Genomic DNA, 19,217 nt, shown 5'->3' on the forward strand with positions numbered 1-19,217 from the left:
TCATGCCACCCGCCGGCACCGGCCGGCCGAGGCCGAAGTGATGTACCGCCTGCCCGTACGTCGATCCCATGAGCGGTCGGCAGACCGTGGCAGGACCGTAACACCCGCGTCACGCACCCGCTCGGGTTCGACGTCCACGATGGGCTCGACCACGAAGTGGCGCTATGGATCTTCGATGCCGGTACCCGAGTTCCGGAACGTCGGATTCCACCGTCCCCCGCCGTGGCATCGCGGCGCTCGAATAATAATCACTCGGGACTGCTTCTCGGTCATGGTTGCAATTAACCTGCGTGACATTCCGCCGTAATCCAATGGGGCAAAACCCATGCCTCCGGACAAAGTATACCTTATGGGTGAAAGTTATAGCTTGACGAACCGAGGGGCCGGTATTTTAATTACTGGCAGACTATCGCAATTGCAGCCTGGGGGAAAAATGACACCTCTGCAGATCGATCTCACCTCGGCGCCGAACGACACCCGCACGGTGTCGCTGCACGGATGCGACAGCCAGCTGTTCGGCCTGGACGAACTGTTTCTCGAGGTGACCGGGGGGAGATGCCGGATCGCCGTCGTGAGCGGACCCGCCGGGACCGGCAAGACCGAGCTGCTCACCACGTTCGGCGACCAGATGGTCGCAGCGGGTGCTCCCCGGCTGGTCGCGACCGCCTCCCAGGCGGAGCAGGCCGTGCCGTACGGCGTCCTCGCGCAGCTCTTCCGGAAGGCGGGCTTATCGCCCGAGCGCAACGGCGAACTGGCCCGGCTGCTGCGCCGGGCGGGGGCCGTCGGGCCGACCGATGCGGTCGGCGACGGCGAGTCCTCACGGATCTTCCACGAGCTCTGCCTGGCACTCCTCGACGTGGTCGAGCGGATCGCGGGGCCGGTGGTGATCTGCGTGGACGACGCGCACTACGCGGACACCCAGTCACTGCAGTGCCTTTCGAGCGTGATGCGCAGGCTCAGGAACGAGCCGCTGCTGGTGATCTGCACCGAGTCGGTGCATGCCGAATCCACGGACATCCTGGTCAGAGCCGAGTTCCCGCCGGAGCCGCTGAGCCTGCGACTGACGCTCGGCCGGCTCGGGCGATCCGGTCTGAAGGGCTTCCTCACCCAGTGGCTCGGTCTGCGCGCGGCCAACCGACTGGCCGCCGAGTGTTACGCCGCCACGGGCGGCAACCCGCTGCTGGTGCACGGGATCGTCGAGGACAACCGGGCCAGTGCCTCGGATCCGGACGGCCCCCTCGTGATCGGCTCCGGTTTCGACCGGGCGGTACTGCGCTGTCTCTTCCGCTGCGGGCCGGCGGCCATCGCGCTCTGCCGCCAACTCGCCCTACTGGAAGAGCCGTTGACCGCCGAGCTGCTCAGCCAGTTCGTGGGGCTGGACCCCAAGACGGTGACCAGAGCGTTCGAGGTGCTGGAATCGGCGGGCCTGCTGACCGCCGGCTGGTTCCGGCACCCGAGGATCCGCTCGGTCGTGCTCGGGTCGATGGCCGCCGAGGAGCGAGCCGACGGTCACACCAGAACCGCACACCTGCTGTACCAGGTCGGGGCCAGCACCCTGGCGGTCGCCGGTCAGCTGCTGGCCGCCGGGCAGGTCGCGTCGGGCTGCTCGGTGTCGGTCCTGCACGAGGCCGCGGAGCAGGCGCTCGGCGACGGCGAGGTGGACCTGGCGATGGGGCTGCTGCGGCTGGCCTACCAGTTCAACGGGGACGAGAGGCAGAAGGCCACCACGGTCGCGATGCTCGCCCGCACGGAGTGGCGGGCCGACCCCTACACGGCCCGCCGCCGCACTCCCGATCTCACGGCCGCGACCCAGGCCGGACAGATTCCCGGAAAGTACGCGTCGGTTTCCGTAAATTCTCTTCTCTGGTTCGGAAACACCGACGCCGCGAATACCATATTGCACAACTTCGAAGAATTGACTTTCGACCGGGACCCGGAGGCGGCCGCTCAGCTGCAGGCCTCCCGAATGTGCTTGAGTACGTTCTATCCTGGCCTGGCGGAACCCTTCCCGTCCGTAGGAGGTCCGGACGTCCAGGTGCCGGCCGCGACGACTCCGCAGGGGAATGCCGCCCATCTGTTCGGTTGTTTGCTGACCAACGGTCCGACGGAATGCCTGCTGGCCGAGGCCGAACAGATTCTGCACTCCCACCAATTGGACGAGCGGTCGATGGCGGCGCTGCTCGGCGCCGTGACCACACTGGTCTTCGGTGACCAGTTGGTGGCGGCCGAGCGCTTTCTCGCGGCGCTCGACCGGCAGGCCCGGGCGCTCTCCGCGCCGGTCTGGTGCGGGCTGCTGGGCACGGCACGAGCGGAGATCGCGCTCCGCCGCGGTGACCTGCGGGCGGCCGACCGGGAGGCGCGGTCCGCGCTGGCCGCCATCCCCGGACGGAGCTGGGGGGTGGCGGTCGCCGTCCCGCTGAGCACCCTGCTCCAGGTGAGCACCGCCATGGGCGCCTACGACCAGGCGCTCGAACACCTGCGGGTCCCGGTGCCGGACGCCGCCTTCCGGACCCCGGCCGGCCTGTACTACCTGAGCAGCCGGGGGCGTTACCACCTGGCGATCGGCCTGCCGCAGGCCGCGCTGCGCGACTTCCTCGCGGTGGGCGAGCTGGCGATGGCCTGGCGGCAGGACAGTCCGGCGGTCATCCCCTGGCGGGGCGGGGTGGCCCGGGCCCTGCTCCAGGGCGGACAGGCCGAGCGGGCGCGGGAGTTCGCACGGGAGCAGCTCGACCTGTGCAGGCCGGACCAGACCCGGGCACGGGTGGTCTCGCTCCGGGTGCTCGCCGCCTGCAGCCGTCTCAGTGCGAGGCCCAAGCTGCTGGGCCGCGCACTGGAGGCCCTGCAGGACATCGAGGCCAGGATCGAGCTGGCGCGGGTACTGCACGACCTGGGTGCCGCGCACCAGGAGCTCGGCCAGTACAGCAAGGGGCGGCTGCTGATCCGCCAGGCTCTGAAGATCGCCGAGGAGGCCGGCGCGGTGCTGCCCGGCCCCGGCTCGGCGACCGGGTCGGGCAACGCGGAGCGGGCGGCCCTGGCCATGGTGAACGGGCCGGCCGGGACGCTCAGTGACGCCGAACTGAGAGTGGCCAAGTTCGCCGCCAGTGGGCACAGCAACCGGCAGATCGCGAACCGACTCTTCGTCACGGTCAGCACGGTGGAGCAGCACCTCACCCGGGTGTACCGGAAGTTGCAGGTGACGCGGCGCACCGACATCGCCCGTGCACTGCACAGCGGCATGGGCGGCGCGGCCTGACCCCGGGAGGACGTCCTCCGGCGGACGCCGACGGCGGGCCCGGCCGCCGCTGAGGCGGTTCGGCCGCCGTCCCGCGACCGGCGGTCCCGGTACCGGTGGCCGAGCCGCCCCGGGAGCGCGCCGGGTCGTCGGGAGGGCCCGCGGCTCGCGGTCGCCCGAGGCCCGGACAACGGTGGCGAAGCGGTGCCGCAACGGCTCCGACGCCCAGGCGATGTCGGCGAACTGCTCGCCGACATCGCCTGTCACCGGCGGCCGGTCCCGGTCCGCACGAGGTCGCGCGGCTCCTGGACGGTCGCGTGGTCCACCGGGTGCGTCCCGTGCGGGTCGCCGATCGCGAGCAGGTCGCCCGGCCGGCTCACCCCGCTCATCCCGTGACCCCTTCCGTTGCCGGTGCGTCCGACGGTGTTCAGGCCCCGGCGGGCGCGTCGCCCTCCACCTGGATGCGGGAGACGGTGTCGTAGAACGACAGGTAGCCCGCGATCTCGGCCACGGTGTCCAGCGGGTAGGGGTAGGACCACACCGCGTCCGTCCGGACCGCCGCCGTACCGTCCGGACCTCGGTAGGACCAGTAGTGGGCCTCGCCCTTGTAGGGGCAGGTGGTCCGGGTACCGGTCGGCTCCAGCAGGGCCATGTCGACGTCCTCCGGGGGAAGGTAGTAGCGGACCGGCAGCCCGGTCTCGTACACCAGCACCGGGCGGCTGGACTTGGCGACGATCCACCCGTCGATCTCCACGGTCACGGTCTGCGTACTGCGTACCGTCTCCACCCGGTGGGCGGGGTCAGGGCTCGGCACGGGGATGTCCCCTTCCTCTTGCTCTTCCGCATGGTCGGATTCGGGAGTGGCGGGCCGGTCAGCCGGCCTCGGTGACGGCCGCGTACTCCTCGTCGGAGAGCTGGAGCAGCGCGCTGGCGACGTTCTCCTCCAGGTGGGCGACCGAGGTGGTGCCCGGGATGGGCAGGGTGGCGGGCGAGTGCCGGAGCAGCCAGGCCAGCGCCAGCTGGGGCGGGGTGGCCTCGTGGGCGACCTGGACCGAGGCGAGCCGGGTGCCCGGCTGGGCCAGCTGTCCCATCGCGATCGGGAACCACGGGATGAACGCCAGGCCCTCGCGCTCGGCGTACCGCAGCACCTCCTCGTACTTGCGGTCGGCCAGGTTGTAGAGGTTCTGGATCGAGGCGATCGGGGCCACGGCCCGGGCCTGCTCCACCTCCTCGACGGTGACCTCGGAGAGGCCGATGTGCCTGATCTTGCCCTCCTGCTGGAGCAGGGCGAGCTCGCCGACCTGGTCCTCCAGCGGGACGGCCGGGTCGATCCGGTGCAGCTGGAACAGGTCGATCCGCTCCAGGCCGAGGTGGCGCAGGCTGAGTTCCGCCTGCTGCCGGAGGTACTCGGGGCGACCGAGCGGGCGCCAGTCGTTGGGGCCGGGGCGGGACAGGCCGGCCTTGGTCGCGATGACCAGCTCGTCCACGTAGGGGTGCAGCGCCTTGCGGATGATCAGTTCGCTGGTGAAGGGGCCGTAGGAGTCGGCGGTGTCGATGAAGTTGACGCCCAGTTCGACGGCGCGGCGCAGTACCCGGACGGCGCCCTCGGGGTCGGCCGGCTCGCCCCAGATGCCGGGGCCGGTGAGGCCCATGGAGCCGTAGCCGATCCGGTTGACCTTGAGGTCGCCGCCCAGCAGGAGGGAGCCTGCGGCTTCGGCGGGGCGAGTGGTCGGTTCGGTGATCATGACGTGGTGTCCTGTTCCTGTTCGGAAAGCCCGGAGGGGGGCTCGGTGCTGGGAGAGATGGAGCCGTCAGGGGAGGGGGAGCCCCTGACGGCTCCGGACTGCGGGCCGGTTCAGGCGACCGGGACGGTCTGCTCCGACGGGGCGGACTCGACGGCGGGCGCCGGCGCGTCCTTCTTGATCGCCAGAGCGAAGAAGGCGCCGATCACGGTGGCCGCACCGCCGATCACGCCGGCCAGCCGGATGCCGTCGACGATGTCGGCGGCGGCTGCGCCCGCGGTCGAGGTGGGCAGGGTCGAGTTGGCGACCGCGATCAGGGCGGCCAGGCCCATCGCGCCGCCGACCTGCTGCGAGGTGCTGGCCAGGGCCGCGGCGACACCCTGCTGCTCGGGGGCCACGCCGGTGCCGGCCGCCACGAACATGGTCACGAAGGTGACACCACCGGCCAGGCCGAAGAAGGCGACGCCGGGCAGCAGGGCCCAGAACGAGCCGCCGACCGTCATACCGGCCACCATCGCGGCCAGGCCGATACCGGTGCCGATCATGCCGACGAAGAGCGTCAGCCGGGCGCCGTACTTGGCGATCATGCGGGGGCCGACCTGGCCGAGCGCGACCACGCTGATGACGGTCAGCGGCAGGAAGGCCAGTCCGGCCTCCAGCGCGCTGTAGCCGAGCACCGGCTGCAGGTAGGTGGTCAGCAGGTAGTACGCGGCGCCCAGGGCGCCTTGGTAGACCAGGATGACGGCCATCGACGGGGTGAGGCTCCGGTTGCGGAACATGCTCAGCGGGACCAGCGGGTCCTTGGTGCTCTTCTCGACCAGCAGGAAGGCGAGCAGCAGGACCACGCCGAGCACCAGCGCACCGGCGCCGCGGAGCGAGGCCCAGCCCGCCTCCGGGCCGCTGACCAGGCCGAAGACCAGCAGCGAGGAGCCCGCGGTGGCGAGCACCGCACCCGGGATGTCGAAGCTGCCCTGGGAGTTCGTCCGGGGGGCGTCGGGGGCGAGCAGCTTCGGCGCGGCGATCAGGGCGATCGCGGCGAGCGGGATGTTGATGAAGAAGACCCACTCCCAGCCGACGTACTGGGTGAAGACACCACCGAGCAGCGCACCGGCCGAGAGGCCGGCGCCGCCGGCGGCGCCCCAGGCACCCATCGCCTTGTTGCGGGCCGGGCCCTCCGCGAAGGAGGTCATGATCAGCGACAGGGTGGCGGGGAACAGGAGTGCGCCGCCCAGACCCTGCACGGCGCGGGCCACCACCAGCAGGACGGAGTCGTTGGCCAGACCGCCGACCAGCGAGGAGGCCGCGTAGACGGCCAGGGCGATCATGAAGATCCGGCGCTGACCGAGCCGGTCGACGGCCCGGCCGCCGAACAGCAGCAGGCCGCCGAAGCCGACGGCGTAGGCGCTCACCACCCACTGCAGGGACTGCGGGCTGAAGTTCAGTGCGGAGCCGATGTCAGGGAGTGCGACGTACACGATGTTGTAGTCCACCGCGATGATGAACTGCGCGAATGCCAGTAGCGCAAGCCTGAGACCGGCGTGCTGTTGTGACGGAGCGGCAGGTGTAACCACGATCGGGCTCATTCCTTTGCGGAGTCGCCGCAGGCCGACGGTGCGACCTGGACCGGGGAGCTGGGGGACGGGGCTCGGGCGCGCGCCAGGGCAGGCCCGAGTGGCATCGAGGGCATCGACGCGATCGGATCCGTGCGCCGTGCTGTCCCTACACAGTGTTCAGACTCTGCGTGCCGTGTGTCAACCGGACGCCGATTACAAACAGCACGCCGCATTCGATCCTCAACACTGCTAGGCTCAGGGCATGGGACACCCGACTCAGAGCCGGCGGGAGCGCCTCCGGGAGACCACCGCCGCAGAGATCAAGACGATCGCCCTCAAGCACATGGCCGCGAACGGCACCGCCTCGATCTCGCTGCGCGCCATCGCGCGGGACATGGGGATGACCGCCGGCGCCATCTACAGCTACTTCGACACCCGGGACGCGCTGATCAGCGCTCTGATCGCGGACGTCTACACGTCCCTCGCGGACACCCTGGAGGCGGCCCGGGACAGCCGGCCCGCCGAGGATCCGGCCGGGCGGGTGATGGCCTACGGCCGGGCCTACCGGCACTGGGCGGTGACCAACCCCGAGGAGTTCCGACTGGTCTACGGGGACTCGGTGCCCGACTACCAGCCGCCCGAGGGCGGCGCGGCGGCCGAGGCCGAGCACCGCGCCTGCGCGCTGCTCACCGGTATCGTCGCGGACGCCTGGCCCCGGGCCCAGCACCTGCACGTCAGCGGCACGCACAGCTGGACGGACTACGACCCGGACTTCGGCGCCCTGGTGCGCGACTCCTTTCCCGGCCTGCCGCCGGCCGCCGTCGCGCTCTCGCTCCGGGTCTGGGGCCGGATGCACGGGCTGGTCTCGCTGGAGGTGTACGGGCACCTGCGCCCGCAGGTGCTGGCCCCCGAGAAGCTGTACCTGCTGGAGATGTTCGACCTCACCAAGTCGCTCGGGCTCACCTGCCCGGAGGAGACCCGGGACGACCGGGCCTGACTCCGGACGGCCGCCCGCACCGCGCGGACGCCTCCGACCGCGGACGTACGGGTGCCCCGGTCGGCCACCACCGACCGGGGCACCTGCGCTCAGGTGAGCGGGGCTACTTCAGCACCACCGGCAGCTCGCCCAGCGTACGGAGCACGATCCCGGGGAACCGCTTGGGCTCGTCGACGGCCAACTCGATGTCGTGCTTGACCAGTTCGGCGAAGGCGGCATGGGCCGTCATCTTGGCGATCGGCGCGGCGACGCAGAAGTGGATGCCGTGGCCGAAACCGAGGTTGCGGCTGACCGGCCGGGACAGGTCCAGCCGCTCGGGGTCGGTGTAGTACTCCGGGTCGCGGTTGGCGGCGGCCAGGATCGCGGCCACGTGATCGCCCGGCTGCATCACGATCCCGCCGACCTCGACCTCGGCCAGCGCCGTCCGCGGCACGATCTGCAACGGCGAGTCGTAGCGCAGCAGCTCCTCGGTGGCCCCGACTATCCGGTCCGGGTTCTCGCGCAGCCACCGGTACTGCTCCGGGTGGCGCAGCAGCGCCAGCGAGGCGTTGCCGAGCAGCGCGGCGGACGCGTTGAAGCCGGCCGCCAGCAGGTTCATCAGGGTCATCCCGAGCTCCAGCTCGGTGAGCTGCTCTCCGTCCTCGCCCTGCACCGCGGCCAGCTGGCTGATCAGGTCCTTGCCGGGCGAGGCGCGCCGCTCGGTGGCCATCTCGAGGCCGGCCTGGACGAAGCCGTCCCGGGCCTCGTCCCGCTGCTTCTTCTCCGCCTCGGTCAGGATGAAGCCGGGGTCCAGCCCGCGGCCGCTGATGTTGGCCAGGCCGAGGAAGAGCTCGTGGTACTTGGTCGGGACGTCGATCAACGCGTCCAGTACCAGGGCCGGCAGCTGCCGGTTGAAGGCGGCCATCAGGTCGATCCGCCCGTCCACCGCCTCCTCCCTGGCCTTGACCATCAGGTCCGCGGCGAACTGCCTGGTGCGCTCGCGCAGACCCTCCACCGTGCGGGGGGTGAACGCCTTGGAGACCAGGGCGCGGATCCGAGTGTGGTCCGGCGGGTCCATGAAGATCAGCGGGCGGCCGGGCGGGCCGTCCGGGTTCGGCACGAACTGGTCGGCCACCACCGGCGCGTCGCCGTAGCCGAGCCGGGGGTCGGTCATCACGACCGAGGCCGCCTCGTGGCTGAGCGCGCAGACCATGCCGCCGGGGGTCCGGAAGACCGGCCCGGACTCCTCCCGGATCCGCTGGAAGAAGGGGTACGGGTCGCGGTGGTACTCCGGGTCGAAGGCGTCGAACGGGAGGATCTGGGCGGCGAGTTCACGATCGACTTCAGGTGCCGTGGTCATTGCTCACATCCTGTTCTGGGAGACGGGGTGGTGCGGCCGGACAGCCATCGGTGGCTGATCGCGGCGTAGTCGGGCTCGGTGTCGCCGGTGAGCTGCCGCCAGTGGTCGGCGAGACGGTGCCGGGCGACGGTGCAGTACACGTCCGCCAGGCCCTGGTTCTCCTCGACCGCGGCCTCGTCCCCGCCGTCCGCCGAGCCGGCGCTGGCCAGCGTGGCGAAGGCGGCGAAGAGTTCGGCCGCGATCCGGCCGATCAGGATCACGGTGTGCTGCCGCTCGAACAGCAGCTCCAGGTCCGGATACCGGTCGACCAGGGCCCGACAGGTCTGCCGGAACGCCCGGAGCTGTTCCTCCACCGCCGCCAGGTGGGCCCGGTTCGCGGCCGACAGCGCGGGCATCGACCCGGGCGGGGCCGGCTGCGCCGTGGCGGCGGCCGGGTCGGTCGAGTAGCGGGAGAGCAGACGTCGGGCGGCCTGGGCGTCCAGTTGGAAGTCGACGTTGCCGGCGATCCGCAGCCCGCGGGCATCCCGCAGCCGGCGCTCCAGCGGGACCGGCGGCGCGCCCCGGCGGAGTTTGCTGGGCACCGTTTCGATGCCTTCGGCGCCGTACAGCGAGACGGTCCGGTCCACCGTCCGCCAACAGGACCGGACCAGCAGGTTCTTCGCGACCGTACGCTCGAACCAACGGTCGGCGGGGCCGGATGCCAGCAGACTCCAGCGGACCACGCTCTCCATCGCGAAGACCTCGGCCAAGGTGGTCGCAACGATCCGCCGGATCGCGTCGTACTCGCCGAGGTTGCGGCCGTTGACCTTGCGACGGGCGACGAAGTCGCCGGACCACTCCCGGCACAGCTTGGCGATGGCCAGCGCGGGCGCGGCGGTGAAGTACAGCTGACCGATGGTGACCTGGTCACGCATCGCCTCCGGGAAGGCCGGGTTCTCCAGCGGCCCGCGCACCACGTGCTCGACCGGGACGGGGACCCGGTGGAAGCGCAGCGCCCCGTTGGGCAGGCCCCGACTGCCGGTGAACTCGATCCGCGAGGTGACCTCGAAACCGGGGGTACGGGTGTCGACGAAGCAGATGCACAGTCGCCGGCCCTCGGCGGTGTGCTCGGTGGCCGCCACCGGCAGCAGGTCGGCGACCGGGCCGTTGCCGGTGAAGACCTTGGAGCCGCGAAGTTCGTAGTGCGTGCCCTCCGCCGAGAGGGTGGCGGTCATCCCCGGCCAGGTGTTGTTCTGGCCGGTGGGCTCGGTGAGGCCGAACCCGGAGACCGCACCACCCCCGATCCGCTCGTTGACGAAGTCGAGCAGCGGGCCCGGCGGCAGGGCCGGAATCAGCGCGGGTGCGCCGACCCCCGCCTGGACGGCCAGGATCTGGCCGGCCGCCATCGACCAGCCCGCGGCGTGCTCGATCACCCGGAAGGCCTCGTGGGCGGAGAGTTCCAGACCCCCGATGGCGGCGCTGTTGCGGAGTTTGAGGTACCCGCCCCGGCGCAGCTCGTCGAGGAATCCGTCCGGCAGCTCGCCGGTCCGGTCCACCTGCTCCGGGTCGATCCACTCCCGCAGCAGCCGGTCGAGGTCGGCGAGCACCTCGTCGCCCGCCTTCCGGTCGGCCGGTTCGGACGTCGGGAAGTGCCGCAGCAGCTCGGGGGTGAGGCCGCCGGAGTCCAGGGCGGCCAGGAAGGTCGGTGGGTCGGGTACCGCGTCGGTTCGCCCGGTCATGCGTAACGCTCCCTCCGGATGGTTCGGTGACGACGGTCAGTGAGCGGCGGGCACGAGCTCCACCGGGGCGTCCAGCAGCACGGTGTGCTTGTGGTTGGGCGCCCAGGTCTCCGGACCGGCCGGGCGGATCTCCGCCACCCGGTCCAGCAGGGCCTCCAGCGCGAGCCGGATCTCCAGCCGGCCGAACTCGTCACCGAGGCAGTAGTGCGTCCCGTACCCGAAGGACAGGTGCGGGTTGGGATCCCGGCGGATGTCGAACCGGTCCGGATCGGCGAACACCGTCTCGTCCCGGTTGGCCGACGGCCACCACAGGGTGACCTTGTCGCCGGCCCGCATCCGCTGCCCGTGCAGCTCGACGTCCCGGGTCAGGGTGCGCCGGTTGTACGGGTTGGCGGGCAGCCAGCGCAGCACCTCCTCCACGGCGCCCGGCAGCAGTGACCGGTCGGCGCGCAACTGCCGCCACTGGTCGGGGTGGTGGGCGAAGCCGAGCAGGCCGCCGGCGATCGTGTTGCGCGGCTGCTCGAACCCGCTGACCAGCAGCACGCTGGTGTTCGCCTCACGCTCGACCTCGGTCAGCGGCGGCTGGCCGGTGCCCTCCGGCAGCTCGCCGAGGGCGAGCAGGGTGCCGAGATCCTCGCCCGGATCGAGCCGCTTGGCGGCCAGCAGGCCGCCGAAGTACCCGCGCAGCTCGGTGTACGTCTGCCGGGACCGCTCGTCGGCCAGGCCGGTCCTGCGATCGGTGAAGCCGAGTACGGCGTGCACCCAGGCGGTCAGCACCGGCCAGTCCCGGGGCGGGATGCCGAGCAGGAGCGCCACCGACTGGAGCGAGAACGGCTCCGAGTAGTCGTCGACCAGGTTCACCCGGCCGGCGGCCACCGCCCGATCGGCCAACGCCTCGGCACGGGAGCGGAGTTCGGGTTCCATCGACTTTACCACCCCGCCGGTGAGGGCGGGCGCCAGCAGGTGCCGGAAGACGTCGTGGCGCGGGTTGTCCATCATGGCGAGCACCGTGCCGGTCAGCCCGCCACCGACCGGCAGGTCCTCCAGGTGCGAGCCGCCGCCGGCCCGGCCGCCGCCACCCTGCGAGGAGTACGCCGGGTCGGCCGACGCGGCCGCGATGTCCGCGTGCCGGGTCAGCACCCAGAAGCTCTCACCGTCCGTCAGCCTGCCCGGCGGGTGCAGCAGCACGGGAGCCTCCCGGCGCAGCCGGGCGAAGAGTTCGTACGGGATGCCGGCGGCGAACCCGGACTGGTCGGTCAGGTCGAAGCCTTGCAGCACAGGCGGCAGCGAGGCGTCGGCGGGCAGGTTCTTCTCGGTGACCATCAGACCTCAAGGAGATTGTGAAGTAAGAGAGTTGAGTGATGCTTGGTCAGGACGGCGGACCGCCGCCGGGGGTGCCGCCCGGCCGGGTGGTCCGGCCGGGCGACTGAGGGCGTCGCGGGCGTTGCGGGCGTTGCGGGCGTTCCACCGCGATCCGGAAGATCTCCCGGACCAGATCGACGCCGGACGACTCCTCGGTCACCCGGTCTTCCCGTACCGACATGACGTCCCTCCTCTTCTGGGCCGGTTCAGCCGGCCAGTCGGGCGAGCAGGCGCTGGGTCCGGGCGAAGTCGACCGGCGTGGTCCCACCGGACGCCACGTAGCCGTCCGGGCGCAGCAGGACGAACGAGGTCTTCTCCTGATGGACATGACGATGGGTCAGCAACTCGGGGTACCGGTCGGCCAGCTCCCGGCCGCGCTGCGCCACGCCGTGCTCCGGCGGTCCCATGGTCACCAGGCGGAACCCGGTCGAGGTCTGCTCGGCGAGCTGGTGCGGGGTCCGGGTGCCCGGCGCGAGCGGACCGCCCCGCGGCGCCCCGGAGCGGGGCCACCGGCCGGGCCGGGCGGGCTCCTCGGCGTTCAGCACGTCGGGGTAGTGCACCCGCCAGCCCGCCAGCAGCGGTACGAACCAGCGCCGCAGTGCTCCGGTCCGCTCCAGCGCGCTCCAGGCCGTGTTGCGGACCCTGGCCGCGATCGGGCCGAGGGTGAAGACCCTGAGGAACTGGTGGGTGGCGCGGACGATCTGCTCCGCCGCCTGGCGCCGCTCCGGCTCGTAGCTGTCCAGGATCGACGGCTGGAGCGTGCCGTTGACCACCCCGGCCAGCTTCCAGGCCAGGTTGTGGGCGTCCTGCAGGCCCAGGTTGAGGCCCTGCCCGCCGAGCGGCGAGTGGGTGTGGGCGCTGTCCCCGATCAGGAAGCAGTTGCCCCGGCGCAGGGCGGAGGCGATCCGCTCCTGGCTGGTGAAGCCGCCCACCGAGTCCAGCCCGAGGATGCGCAGGCCACCCGGTCCGCGCTCGTCGAGCAGCGCCTGCACCCCCGCCTCCGTCAGCGGGTAGCCCGCCGGGACCGCCCCCGAGATCCGGACCCGGTCGTCCGGCATCGAGGCGAAGACGATCGATCCCCGGCGGCCGAGGAAGTAGTGCACCGCGGACGGTTCGAAGTCGCCGCTGATCCGCCCTTCGGCGAGCAGGAAGTCGACCGGCACCTGCTCCCCGACGAACTCGATGCCCAGGCATTCGCGGACCCGGCTGCGGACGCCGTCGGCCGCCACCAGCCAGTCGGCCTCGATCCGTTCGACGCCGGCCGGCCCCTGCACGGTGACGGTGGCCAGGCCCGCCGAGAGCACCGTGTCGGTGACCGTCATCGAGCGCTCCACCCGGCCGCCGAGGCGTTCCAGGGCCTGCTCCAGCAGCAGACAGGTCTGCTCCTGGGGCAGCATCAGCGGTTCGTTCTCCGCTCCCAGGTCCACCTTCAGGGTGCGGCCGCCGGCCAGGTGGTAGCTGGTGGAGCGGATGCGAAGTCCACGCTTCTCGGCCTCGTCGAGCAGATCGAGCCCGGCCAGGATCCGCAGCGTCGGCGGGTGCAACTGGACTGCCCGGGAGCCGTGTTGGGGCTCGGCGGCGGCCTCCAGGATCCGGACCCCGATCCCGCGCCGGCTGAGCTCACAGGCGGCGGCGAGCCCGACCGGCCCGGCCCCGACGATCAGGACCGGTACCCGTGGCCGCGGCCCGGCGGGCTCTGCCGTGTCCCTCATGAGTCCTCCTCGGACAGTGCGGTGTCGAGCCAGTCCAGTACGGTCTCCGCCGTCCGTACGGCGTGCTCCTCGATCATGGAGAAGTGGTCGCCGGGCACCTCGACCACCGTGTGCGGGGCGGGCCAGGACGAACGCCAGCCGTCCCCCGTCCCCTCGGGCGTGCCGGGTACCGGCTCGGCCGGCCGGACCAGCAGCACCGGAGCCTTGAGCTCGGCCGGCTCCCATCCGGCGAGCAGGTCGAGGTAGCCGCCCATGGCGCTCAGCCGGACGTCGTCCACCGACGCGAACTCGCCCAGCCGGGAGCCCATCCCGGTCATCAGCGCGGCGCTGATCCGCTCCAGCGCGGCATCCCCCGGCAGATAGCTGTCGAGCAGCACCACCGCCTCGGGGTGGATGCCGTGGGCCTCCAGCAGCACGGCCGCCGCGTGTGCCACCAGCCCGCCCGAGGAGTAGCCGACCAGGACGAACGGAGCGCCGTCGGCCTGCCGGGTGACCGCCTCGACGGTGGCCGCCGCCAGGGCGTCCAGCCGCGCGGGCAGTCGCTGGCCGTCCCTGAACCCGGGCAGGGCGAAGGCGGACAGGTCACCCCGGCCGGTGAACGGCACGGCGAACCGGGCGAACTGGTGCGGACCGGAGGTGGCGAGCACGGTCGGGAGGCAGGCCAGCACCAGCCGGCCGGTCCCCCGGGCGAGCACGACGGGTTCCGGCAGGTCGGCCGGCTCCGGCGAGTCGAACACCGGCCGCAACAGGGCCGCGGCCGACAGCTGGGGGGTGAAGTCGTCCGCCCGGCCCTGCTCCAGCGCCCGCAGGTAGCGGGCCGTCAGCGAGTCCGGGTCGTCCGCGGCGGCCGGGGTCGGCTCGCCGGAGCCGGCCGGCTCCTCCAGGAGGAAGCGGGCGACCGCCTCGGGCGTGCGCCGGTCCAGGATCATCCGGGCCGGCAGCCGTCGGCCCAGTACGGCCTCCAACCGGCTGCGCAGTGCCACGCCGGTGACCGAGTCCATGCCGAGCTCCAGGAAGTCCCGCCGGGGCTCCACCGCGTGCAGGTCGGCATGGCCGAGCAGGGCCGCGATCTCGGTCCGGACCAGATCGAGCAGCGCGTCCAGCTGTTCGGCCGGGGTCAGCGTGGGCAGCCGCCGGAGCAGCTCGGCGTGCCCGGGGCCGTCCGCGCCGCCGGCGACCCGGGCCTCGGGCAGCTCGCGCAGCAGCGGCCCCGGCCGGTCCGCGGCGAACACGCGCAGGTAGTCCTGCCAGACCAGGTCGGCCAGCACCACGTTGCCGGCCCGGTCGTCGTCGAGCGCCTGCCGGAAGGCGGTCAGGGCCGGCTCGACCGGCAGGACCGGCAGCCCGCGCTGGGCCAGCCTGGCCTGGCGGAGCTCCTCGGCGGCGGCCGCCTCCGGCTCGGCGGGCCGGGCCGACCACACCCCCCAGGCCAGTGAGGTGCCGGGCAGTCCGAGGGCCTGCCGATGCTCGGCCAGCGCGTCCAGTCGGGCGCTGGCGGCGGCGTGGGCGGCCAGCCCCAGGCCGACCCCGAGCGAGCCGGTGACGGAGGAGAACAGGACGAAGGCCGAGAGGTCCAGCTGCCGGGTGGCCTGGTGCAGGGCGTGCGCGACCCGGGCGTTGTCGCGGACCGGTTGGTCCAGCTCGTCGACCGTCAGCGTCCCGAGCGGGAGCTCGGTCAGCCCGTCGGCGGTGTGCACCACCGTCCCGAGCGGGGCGTCGGCGGGCAGCGCCGCGATGAGCTCGGCCAGCGCGGCCGGGTCCGACGGGTCGCACCGGGTGACCGTCACCCGGGCGCCGATCGCGGTGAGTTCGGCGGCCAGTGCGGCCTCCCGGGCCGGGTCGGCGGACGGTCCGGCTATCAGCAGCAGGTGCTCCGCCCCGGCCAGCGCGAGCCGGCGGGCCGCCTCGGCTCCGGCGCCCTCGGTCCCACCGGTGACCAGGGTGGTGCCGGCGGGCCGCCAGGGCCGCTCCGAGGCGGCCGCCCCGCGCGGTGCCCGGACCAGGCGGCGCGCGAACGTCCCGTACGGGCGCAGGGCCAGCCGGTTCTCGGTGCCGTCCCCGGCGAGCAGGTTCACCAGCCGGGCCGGCGTCCGCTCGTCGGGCTGGTCGGGCAGGTCCACCAGACCGGCCCAGAGGTGCGGGATCTCCACCTCGGCGACCTCGCCCAGGCCCCAGAGCCCGGCCTGCTCCGGATGGTCGAGCCGGTCCGGGTCGCTGACCCGGACGGCGCCGCCGGTCAGGGTCCAGAGCCGCTGCTCGACACCCGCGTCGGAGAGTGCCTGGAGCAGCAGCACGGTGGCCGCCAACCCGCCCTCCGCGGACGGGTGCCGTCGGTCCCCGGCGCCGTCCAGCGGGAGCAGCGAGAGGACTCCGGCGAGCGGCGAGCCGTCGGTGAGGGTCCGGATCCGCTCGGCCAGCTCCGCGCGGTCCGGGACGGCGGCCACGTCCAGGGCGACCACGGTCGCGCCCCGGCTCCGCAGGGTGCGGACCAGCTCGGCCCCGAAGTCCCCGGTCGTCGACCCGGCGACCAGCCAGGTGCCGGAGAGTCCGGCGGCCGGCGGCTCGGCGACCGGGCGCCAGACCAGCCGGTAGCGCCAGGAGTCCGACTGCGCGAGCTCCCGCCCCGACCGCCGCCAGGCGGACAGCGCGGGCAGCAGCTCGGCCAGCGCCCGGTCGTCGGTCAGCCCGAGCGTGTCGACGAGAGTCCGGCTGTCCCCCTCCTCGACGGCCGTCCAGAACGCGGTGTCCGCGCCCGTGTCGGCCTCGACGGCCTGCTCCCGGACGGTCTCCGGCCAGTAGCGCCGGCGCTGGAACGGGTAGGTGGGCAGGTCGACCTGCCGGGCCGTCGTCCCGGCGAACACCGGGGCCCAGTCGATCGCCGCGCCGCGTACGTAGGCCTCGCCCAGCGCGGTGTACAGCTGGGTCAGGCCGCCGCGGCCCCGGCGCAGGGTGCCGACCGCAGCCGCGTCGGCGCCGGCGTGCTCGACCGTCTCCGCCACGCTCGGCATCAGCACCGGGTGGGCACTGGACTCGATGAACAGGCCGAAGCCGTCGGCCAGCAGCGAGCGCACCACCGGTTCGAAGTTCACCGGGCGGCGGCAGTTCTGGAACCAGTAGTCGGCGGTCAGCTCCGGTCCGGCCAGCACCTCACCGGTCACCGTCGAGTAGATCGGCACCCGGCCGGCCCGGGGGCGGACGAAGGCGAGCAGCTCGGCCAGCCGCTCCCGCAGCGGGTCGACCTGGGCGCAGTGCGAGGCCACCGTCGCGGGGATCACCCGGGCCCGGACGCCGTCCCCGGTCAGCCGGGCCACCAACTCGTCCAGCGCCTGCGGTTCTCCGGCCACGGTGACCAGGCTGGGGCTGTTCACGCCGGCCAGCGAGAGCAGGTCCCCGTACGGCTCCAGCAGCGGCTCGACCTCCTCCCGGGAGAGGGCGACCGAGGCGACCGCTCCCCGGCCGACCAGCTCCTCGGCGAAGATCCGGGACCGGAGCACCACCAGCCGGGCGGCGTCCTCCAGGCTGAGCGCGCCGGCCACGCAGGCCGCCGCGATCTCGCCCTGCGAGTGGCCGACCACCGCGTCCGGCTCGACGCCGTGCGATCGCCAGAGCTCGGCCAGCGAGACCATCACCGAGAACAGCACCGGCTGGACCACTTCGATCAGGTCCAGCGAGGGGGCGCCGTCGAGCTCGCGCAGTACCGCCTCCACCGACCAGTCGACGTGTGCCTCGACGGCCTCCGCGCACTCGCGCAGCCGGGCGGCGAAAACCGGTGCGCTGTCCAGCAGTTCGGAAGCCATCCCGGCCCACTGGGAGCCCTGGCCGGGGAAGACGAACACCACCCGGTCGCGGTCGCCGGCCGTACCCCGGACCAGGTTCGGGGCGGCCTGGCCGGCGGCCAGCGCGGTCAGCCCGGCGGTCAGCCCGGCCAGGTCGGTCCCCACCAGCACGGCGCGCTGCTCCAGTGCGGTGCGCGAGTGGGCCAGGCTGTACCCGAGGTCCGCCGCGCCGAGCTCCGGACGGTCCGTCAGATGCCCCAGCAGCCGGTGCGCCTGGGCCTGGAGTCCGGACTCGTTGCGGGCCGAGAGCAGCAGCGGGACGACCACCGGTCCGAGCTCCTCACCGCGCTCCGGCAGGGCGTCGGCGGAGGCCTGCTCCAGGATGGCGTGGGCGTTGGTGCCGCTCATCCCGAAGGCGGAGACGGCGGCCCGGCGCGGACGCCCGGTCTCCGGCCACGCCCGCTGCTCGGTGAGCAGCCGGACGGCACCGGACTCCCAGTTGACGAACGGAGTCGGCTCGTCCACGTGCAGGGTCTGCGGCAGCCTGCCGTGCCGCATCGCCATCACCGTCTTGATCACACCCGCCATCCCGGCGGCGGCCAGCGTGTGGCCGATGTTGGACTTGATCGAGCCGAGCCAGAGCGGCTGGTCCGCCGGACGGTCGTGGCCGTACGTGGCCAGCAGCGCCTGCGCCTCGATCGGGTCACCCAACCGGGTACCGGTGCCGTGCGCCTCCACCAGGTCGATGTCCGCGGTGCCCAGCCTCGCGGCGCCCAGCGCCTGCTGGATCACCCGCTGCTGCGACGGGCCGTTCGGCGCCGTCAGCCCGTTGCTCGCACCGTCCTGGTTCACCGCGGTACCGCGCACCACGGCGAGCACCGGATGACCGTTGCGCCGCGCGTCGGAGAGCCGCTCCAGCACCACCGTCCCGACACCCTCGGCGAACCCGGTGCCGTCGGCCGCGGCGGCGAACGGCCTGCACCGCCCGTCCGGGGAGAATCCGCTCTGCTGGCTGAAGTTCACGAACTCCACCGGGGTGGACATCACGGTGACCCCGCCCGCCAGCGCGAGCGAGCACTCGCCCTGCCGCAGCGCCTGGGCCGCCAGGTGCAGCGCCACCAGGGAGGACGAGCAGGCCGAGTCGACCGTCACCGCCGGGCCCTCCAGCCCGAGGGCGTAGGAGACCCGGCCGGACAGCACGCTCCGGGCGGCACCCGTCATCCGGTACGCCTCCAGCTCGGCCGGGGCCGACAGCAGCGTCACCTGGTAGTCGTCGGTGACACAGCCCGCGTAGACGCCGGTGCGGCTGCCGCGCAGCGTGGCCAGGTCGATGCCGGCCCGCTCGAAGGCCTCCCAGGAGGCCTCCATGAAGAGGCGCTGCTGCGGGTCCATCGCGGTCGCCTCACGCGGCGAGATCCCGAAGAACTCCGCGTCGAAGTCCGCCGCGTCGTAGAGGAATCCACCCTGCCGGGTGTAGGACCGGCCCGGCCGCCCGGGCTCCGGGTGGTAGATCTCCTCGATGTCCCAGCCCCGGTCGGTCGGGAAGCCGGACACGGCGTCGGTACCGGAGTCCACCAGCTGCCACAGGTCCTCCGGGGAGCGGACCCCGCCGGGGAAGCGGCAGGCCATGCCGACGATGGCGATCGGCTCGTGCCGGGCCTCGTCGCTCTCCTGGAGCCGACGGCGGGACTCCGAGAGTTCGACCGTCACCCGCTTGAGGTAGTCCCGGAGCTTCTTCTCATCCGATGTCGAATTCATGCTCTCCCTCGCTGATTCGGGCCGAGTG

At 72.8% G+C, this 19,217-nt stretch carries 12 protein-coding genes; 2 read left to right on the forward strand and 10 right to left on the reverse strand.

Going from position 1 to position 19,217, the window contains the following annotated elements; translation table 11 throughout:
- Nucleotides 1-433: 433 nt before the first annotated feature.
- Nucleotides 434-3,253, forward strand: coding sequence for an ATP-binding protein (locus tag ACFTWP_RS32405; RefSeq protein ID WP_380268538.1), 2,820 nt, complete (start codon nt 434-436; stop codon nt 3,251-3,253).
- A 242-nt stretch (nt 3,254-3,495) separates the two neighbouring features.
- On the opposite strand, the gene ACFTWP_RS32410 is transcribed toward ACFTWP_RS32405, so the two are convergent.
- The 4 genes from ACFTWP_RS32410 to ACFTWP_RS32425 all read right to left on the reverse strand — a co-directional run bounded on the left by ACFTWP_RS32410 (nt 3,496) and on the right by ACFTWP_RS32425 (nt 6,557).
- Nucleotides 3,496-3,621, reverse strand: coding sequence for a hypothetical protein (locus ACFTWP_RS32410; protein ID WP_380268539.1), 126 nt, complete (start codon nt 3,619-3,621; stop codon nt 3,496-3,498).
- Between the two features lie 38 nt (nt 3,622-3,659).
- Nucleotides 3,660-4,046 (reverse strand): DUF427 domain-containing protein, encoded by a 387-nt coding sequence (locus tag ACFTWP_RS32415; RefSeq protein ID WP_380268540.1) that lies wholly within the window; start codon nt 4,044-4,046, stop codon nt 3,660-3,662.
- A 58-nt stretch (nt 4,047-4,104) separates the two neighbouring features.
- Complete coding sequence (locus ACFTWP_RS32420; protein WP_380268541.1) at nt 4,105-4,977, reverse strand: aldo/keto reductase; 873 nt, start codon at nt 4,975-4,977, stop codon at nt 4,105-4,107.
- Between the two features lie 110 nt (nt 4,978-5,087).
- Nucleotides 5,088-6,557, reverse strand: coding sequence for an MFS transporter (locus ACFTWP_RS32425; RefSeq protein ID WP_380268542.1), 1,470 nt, complete (start codon nt 6,555-6,557; stop codon nt 5,088-5,090).
- Nucleotides 6,558-6,789: 232 nt separating this feature from the next.
- Here ACFTWP_RS32425 and ACFTWP_RS32430 point away from each other — a divergent pair, with 232 nt between their 5' ends.
- A complete protein-coding gene (locus tag ACFTWP_RS32430; RefSeq protein WP_380268543.1) occupies nt 6,790-7,524 on the forward strand; it encodes a TetR/AcrR family transcriptional regulator in 735 nt (244 codons plus the stop codon).
- Between the two features lie 103 nt (nt 7,525-7,627).
- Here the strand turns inward: ACFTWP_RS32430 and ACFTWP_RS32435 are convergent, their stop codons facing one another.
- The 6 genes from ACFTWP_RS32435 to ACFTWP_RS32460 are packed head-to-tail and all read right to left on the reverse strand — an operon-like array spanning nt 7,628 to nt 19,189.
- Nucleotides 7,628-8,863, reverse strand: coding sequence for a cytochrome P450 (locus ACFTWP_RS32435; protein ID WP_380268544.1), 1,236 nt, complete (start codon nt 8,861-8,863; stop codon nt 7,628-7,630).
- Nucleotides 8,860-10,581 (reverse strand): acyl-CoA dehydrogenase family protein, encoded by a 1,722-nt coding sequence (locus ACFTWP_RS32440; RefSeq protein ID WP_380268545.1) that lies wholly within the window; start codon nt 10,579-10,581, stop codon nt 8,860-8,862. The genes ACFTWP_RS32435 and ACFTWP_RS32440 overlap by 4 nt, the downstream gene beginning before the upstream one ends.
- 36 nt (nt 10,582-10,617) lie before the next feature.
- Nucleotides 10,618-11,904: a cytochrome P450 gene (locus tag ACFTWP_RS32445; protein WP_380268546.1), complete on the reverse strand. Its 1,287-nt coding sequence runs from the start codon at nt 11,902-11,904 to the stop codon at nt 10,618-10,620.
- 46 nt (nt 11,905-11,950) lie between these two features.
- Nucleotides 11,951-12,124, reverse strand: coding sequence for a hypothetical protein (locus ACFTWP_RS32450; protein WP_380268547.1), 174 nt, complete (start codon nt 12,122-12,124; stop codon nt 11,951-11,953).
- 25 nt (nt 12,125-12,149) lie between these two features.
- Nucleotides 12,150-13,655, reverse strand: coding sequence for an FAD-dependent oxidoreductase (locus tag ACFTWP_RS32455; protein ID WP_380268548.1), 1,506 nt, complete (start codon nt 13,653-13,655; stop codon nt 12,150-12,152).
- Entirely contained in the window at nt 13,652-19,189 is a 5,538-nt protein-coding gene (locus tag ACFTWP_RS32460) for a type I polyketide synthase (RefSeq protein ID WP_380268549.1), read from the reverse strand. The genes ACFTWP_RS32455 and ACFTWP_RS32460 overlap by 4 nt, the downstream gene beginning before the upstream one ends.
- Between the last annotated feature and the right edge of the window lie 28 nt (nt 19,190-19,217).

The sequence above is a fragment of the Kitasatospora sp. NPDC057015 genome (assembly GCF_042673745.1).
In the GTDB taxonomy this organism is placed as follows: Bacteria; Actinomycetota; Actinomycetes; order Streptomycetales; family Streptomycetaceae; genus Kitasatospora.

Excerpts from the sequence above, each read along its gene's own strand:
- ACFTWP_RS32460 (WP_380268549.1), bottom strand. The coding sequence starts at position 19,189 with ATGAATTCGACATCGGATGAGAAGAAGCTCCGGGACTACCTCAAGCGG.
- ACFTWP_RS32445 (WP_380268546.1), bottom strand. The coding sequence starts at position 11,904 with ATGGTCACCGAGAAGAACCTGCCCGCCGACGCCTCGCTGCCGCCTGTG.
- ACFTWP_RS32435 (WP_380268544.1), bottom strand. The coding sequence starts at position 8,863 with ATGACCACGGCACCTGAAGTCGATCGTGAACTCGCCGCCCAGATCCTC.
- ACFTWP_RS32410 (WP_380268539.1), bottom strand. The coding sequence starts at position 3,621 with ATGAGCGGGGTGAGCCGGCCGGGCGACCTGCTCGCGATCGGCGACCCG.
- ACFTWP_RS32405 (WP_380268538.1), top strand. The coding sequence starts at position 434 with ATGACACCTCTGCAGATCGATCTCACCTCGGCGCCGAACGACACCCGC.
- ACFTWP_RS32440 (WP_380268545.1), bottom strand. The coding sequence starts at position 10,581 with ATGACCGGGCGAACCGACGCGGTACCCGACCCACCGACCTTCCTGGCC.
- ACFTWP_RS32420 (WP_380268541.1), bottom strand. The coding sequence starts at position 4,977 with ATGATCACCGAACCGACCACTCGCCCCGCCGAAGCCGCAGGCTCCCTC.
- ACFTWP_RS32455 (WP_380268548.1), bottom strand. The coding sequence starts at position 13,655 with ATGAGGGACACGGCAGAGCCCGCCGGGCCGCGGCCACGGGTACCGGTC.
- ACFTWP_RS32425 (WP_380268542.1), bottom strand. The coding sequence starts at position 6,557 with ATGAGCCCGATCGTGGTTACACCTGCCGCTCCGTCACAACAGCACGCC.
- ACFTWP_RS32450 (WP_380268547.1), bottom strand. The coding sequence starts at position 12,124 with ATGTCGGTACGGGAAGACCGGGTGACCGAGGAGTCGTCCGGCGTCGAT.
- ACFTWP_RS32430 (WP_380268543.1), top strand. The coding sequence starts at position 6,790 with ATGGGACACCCGACTCAGAGCCGGCGGGAGCGCCTCCGGGAGACCACC.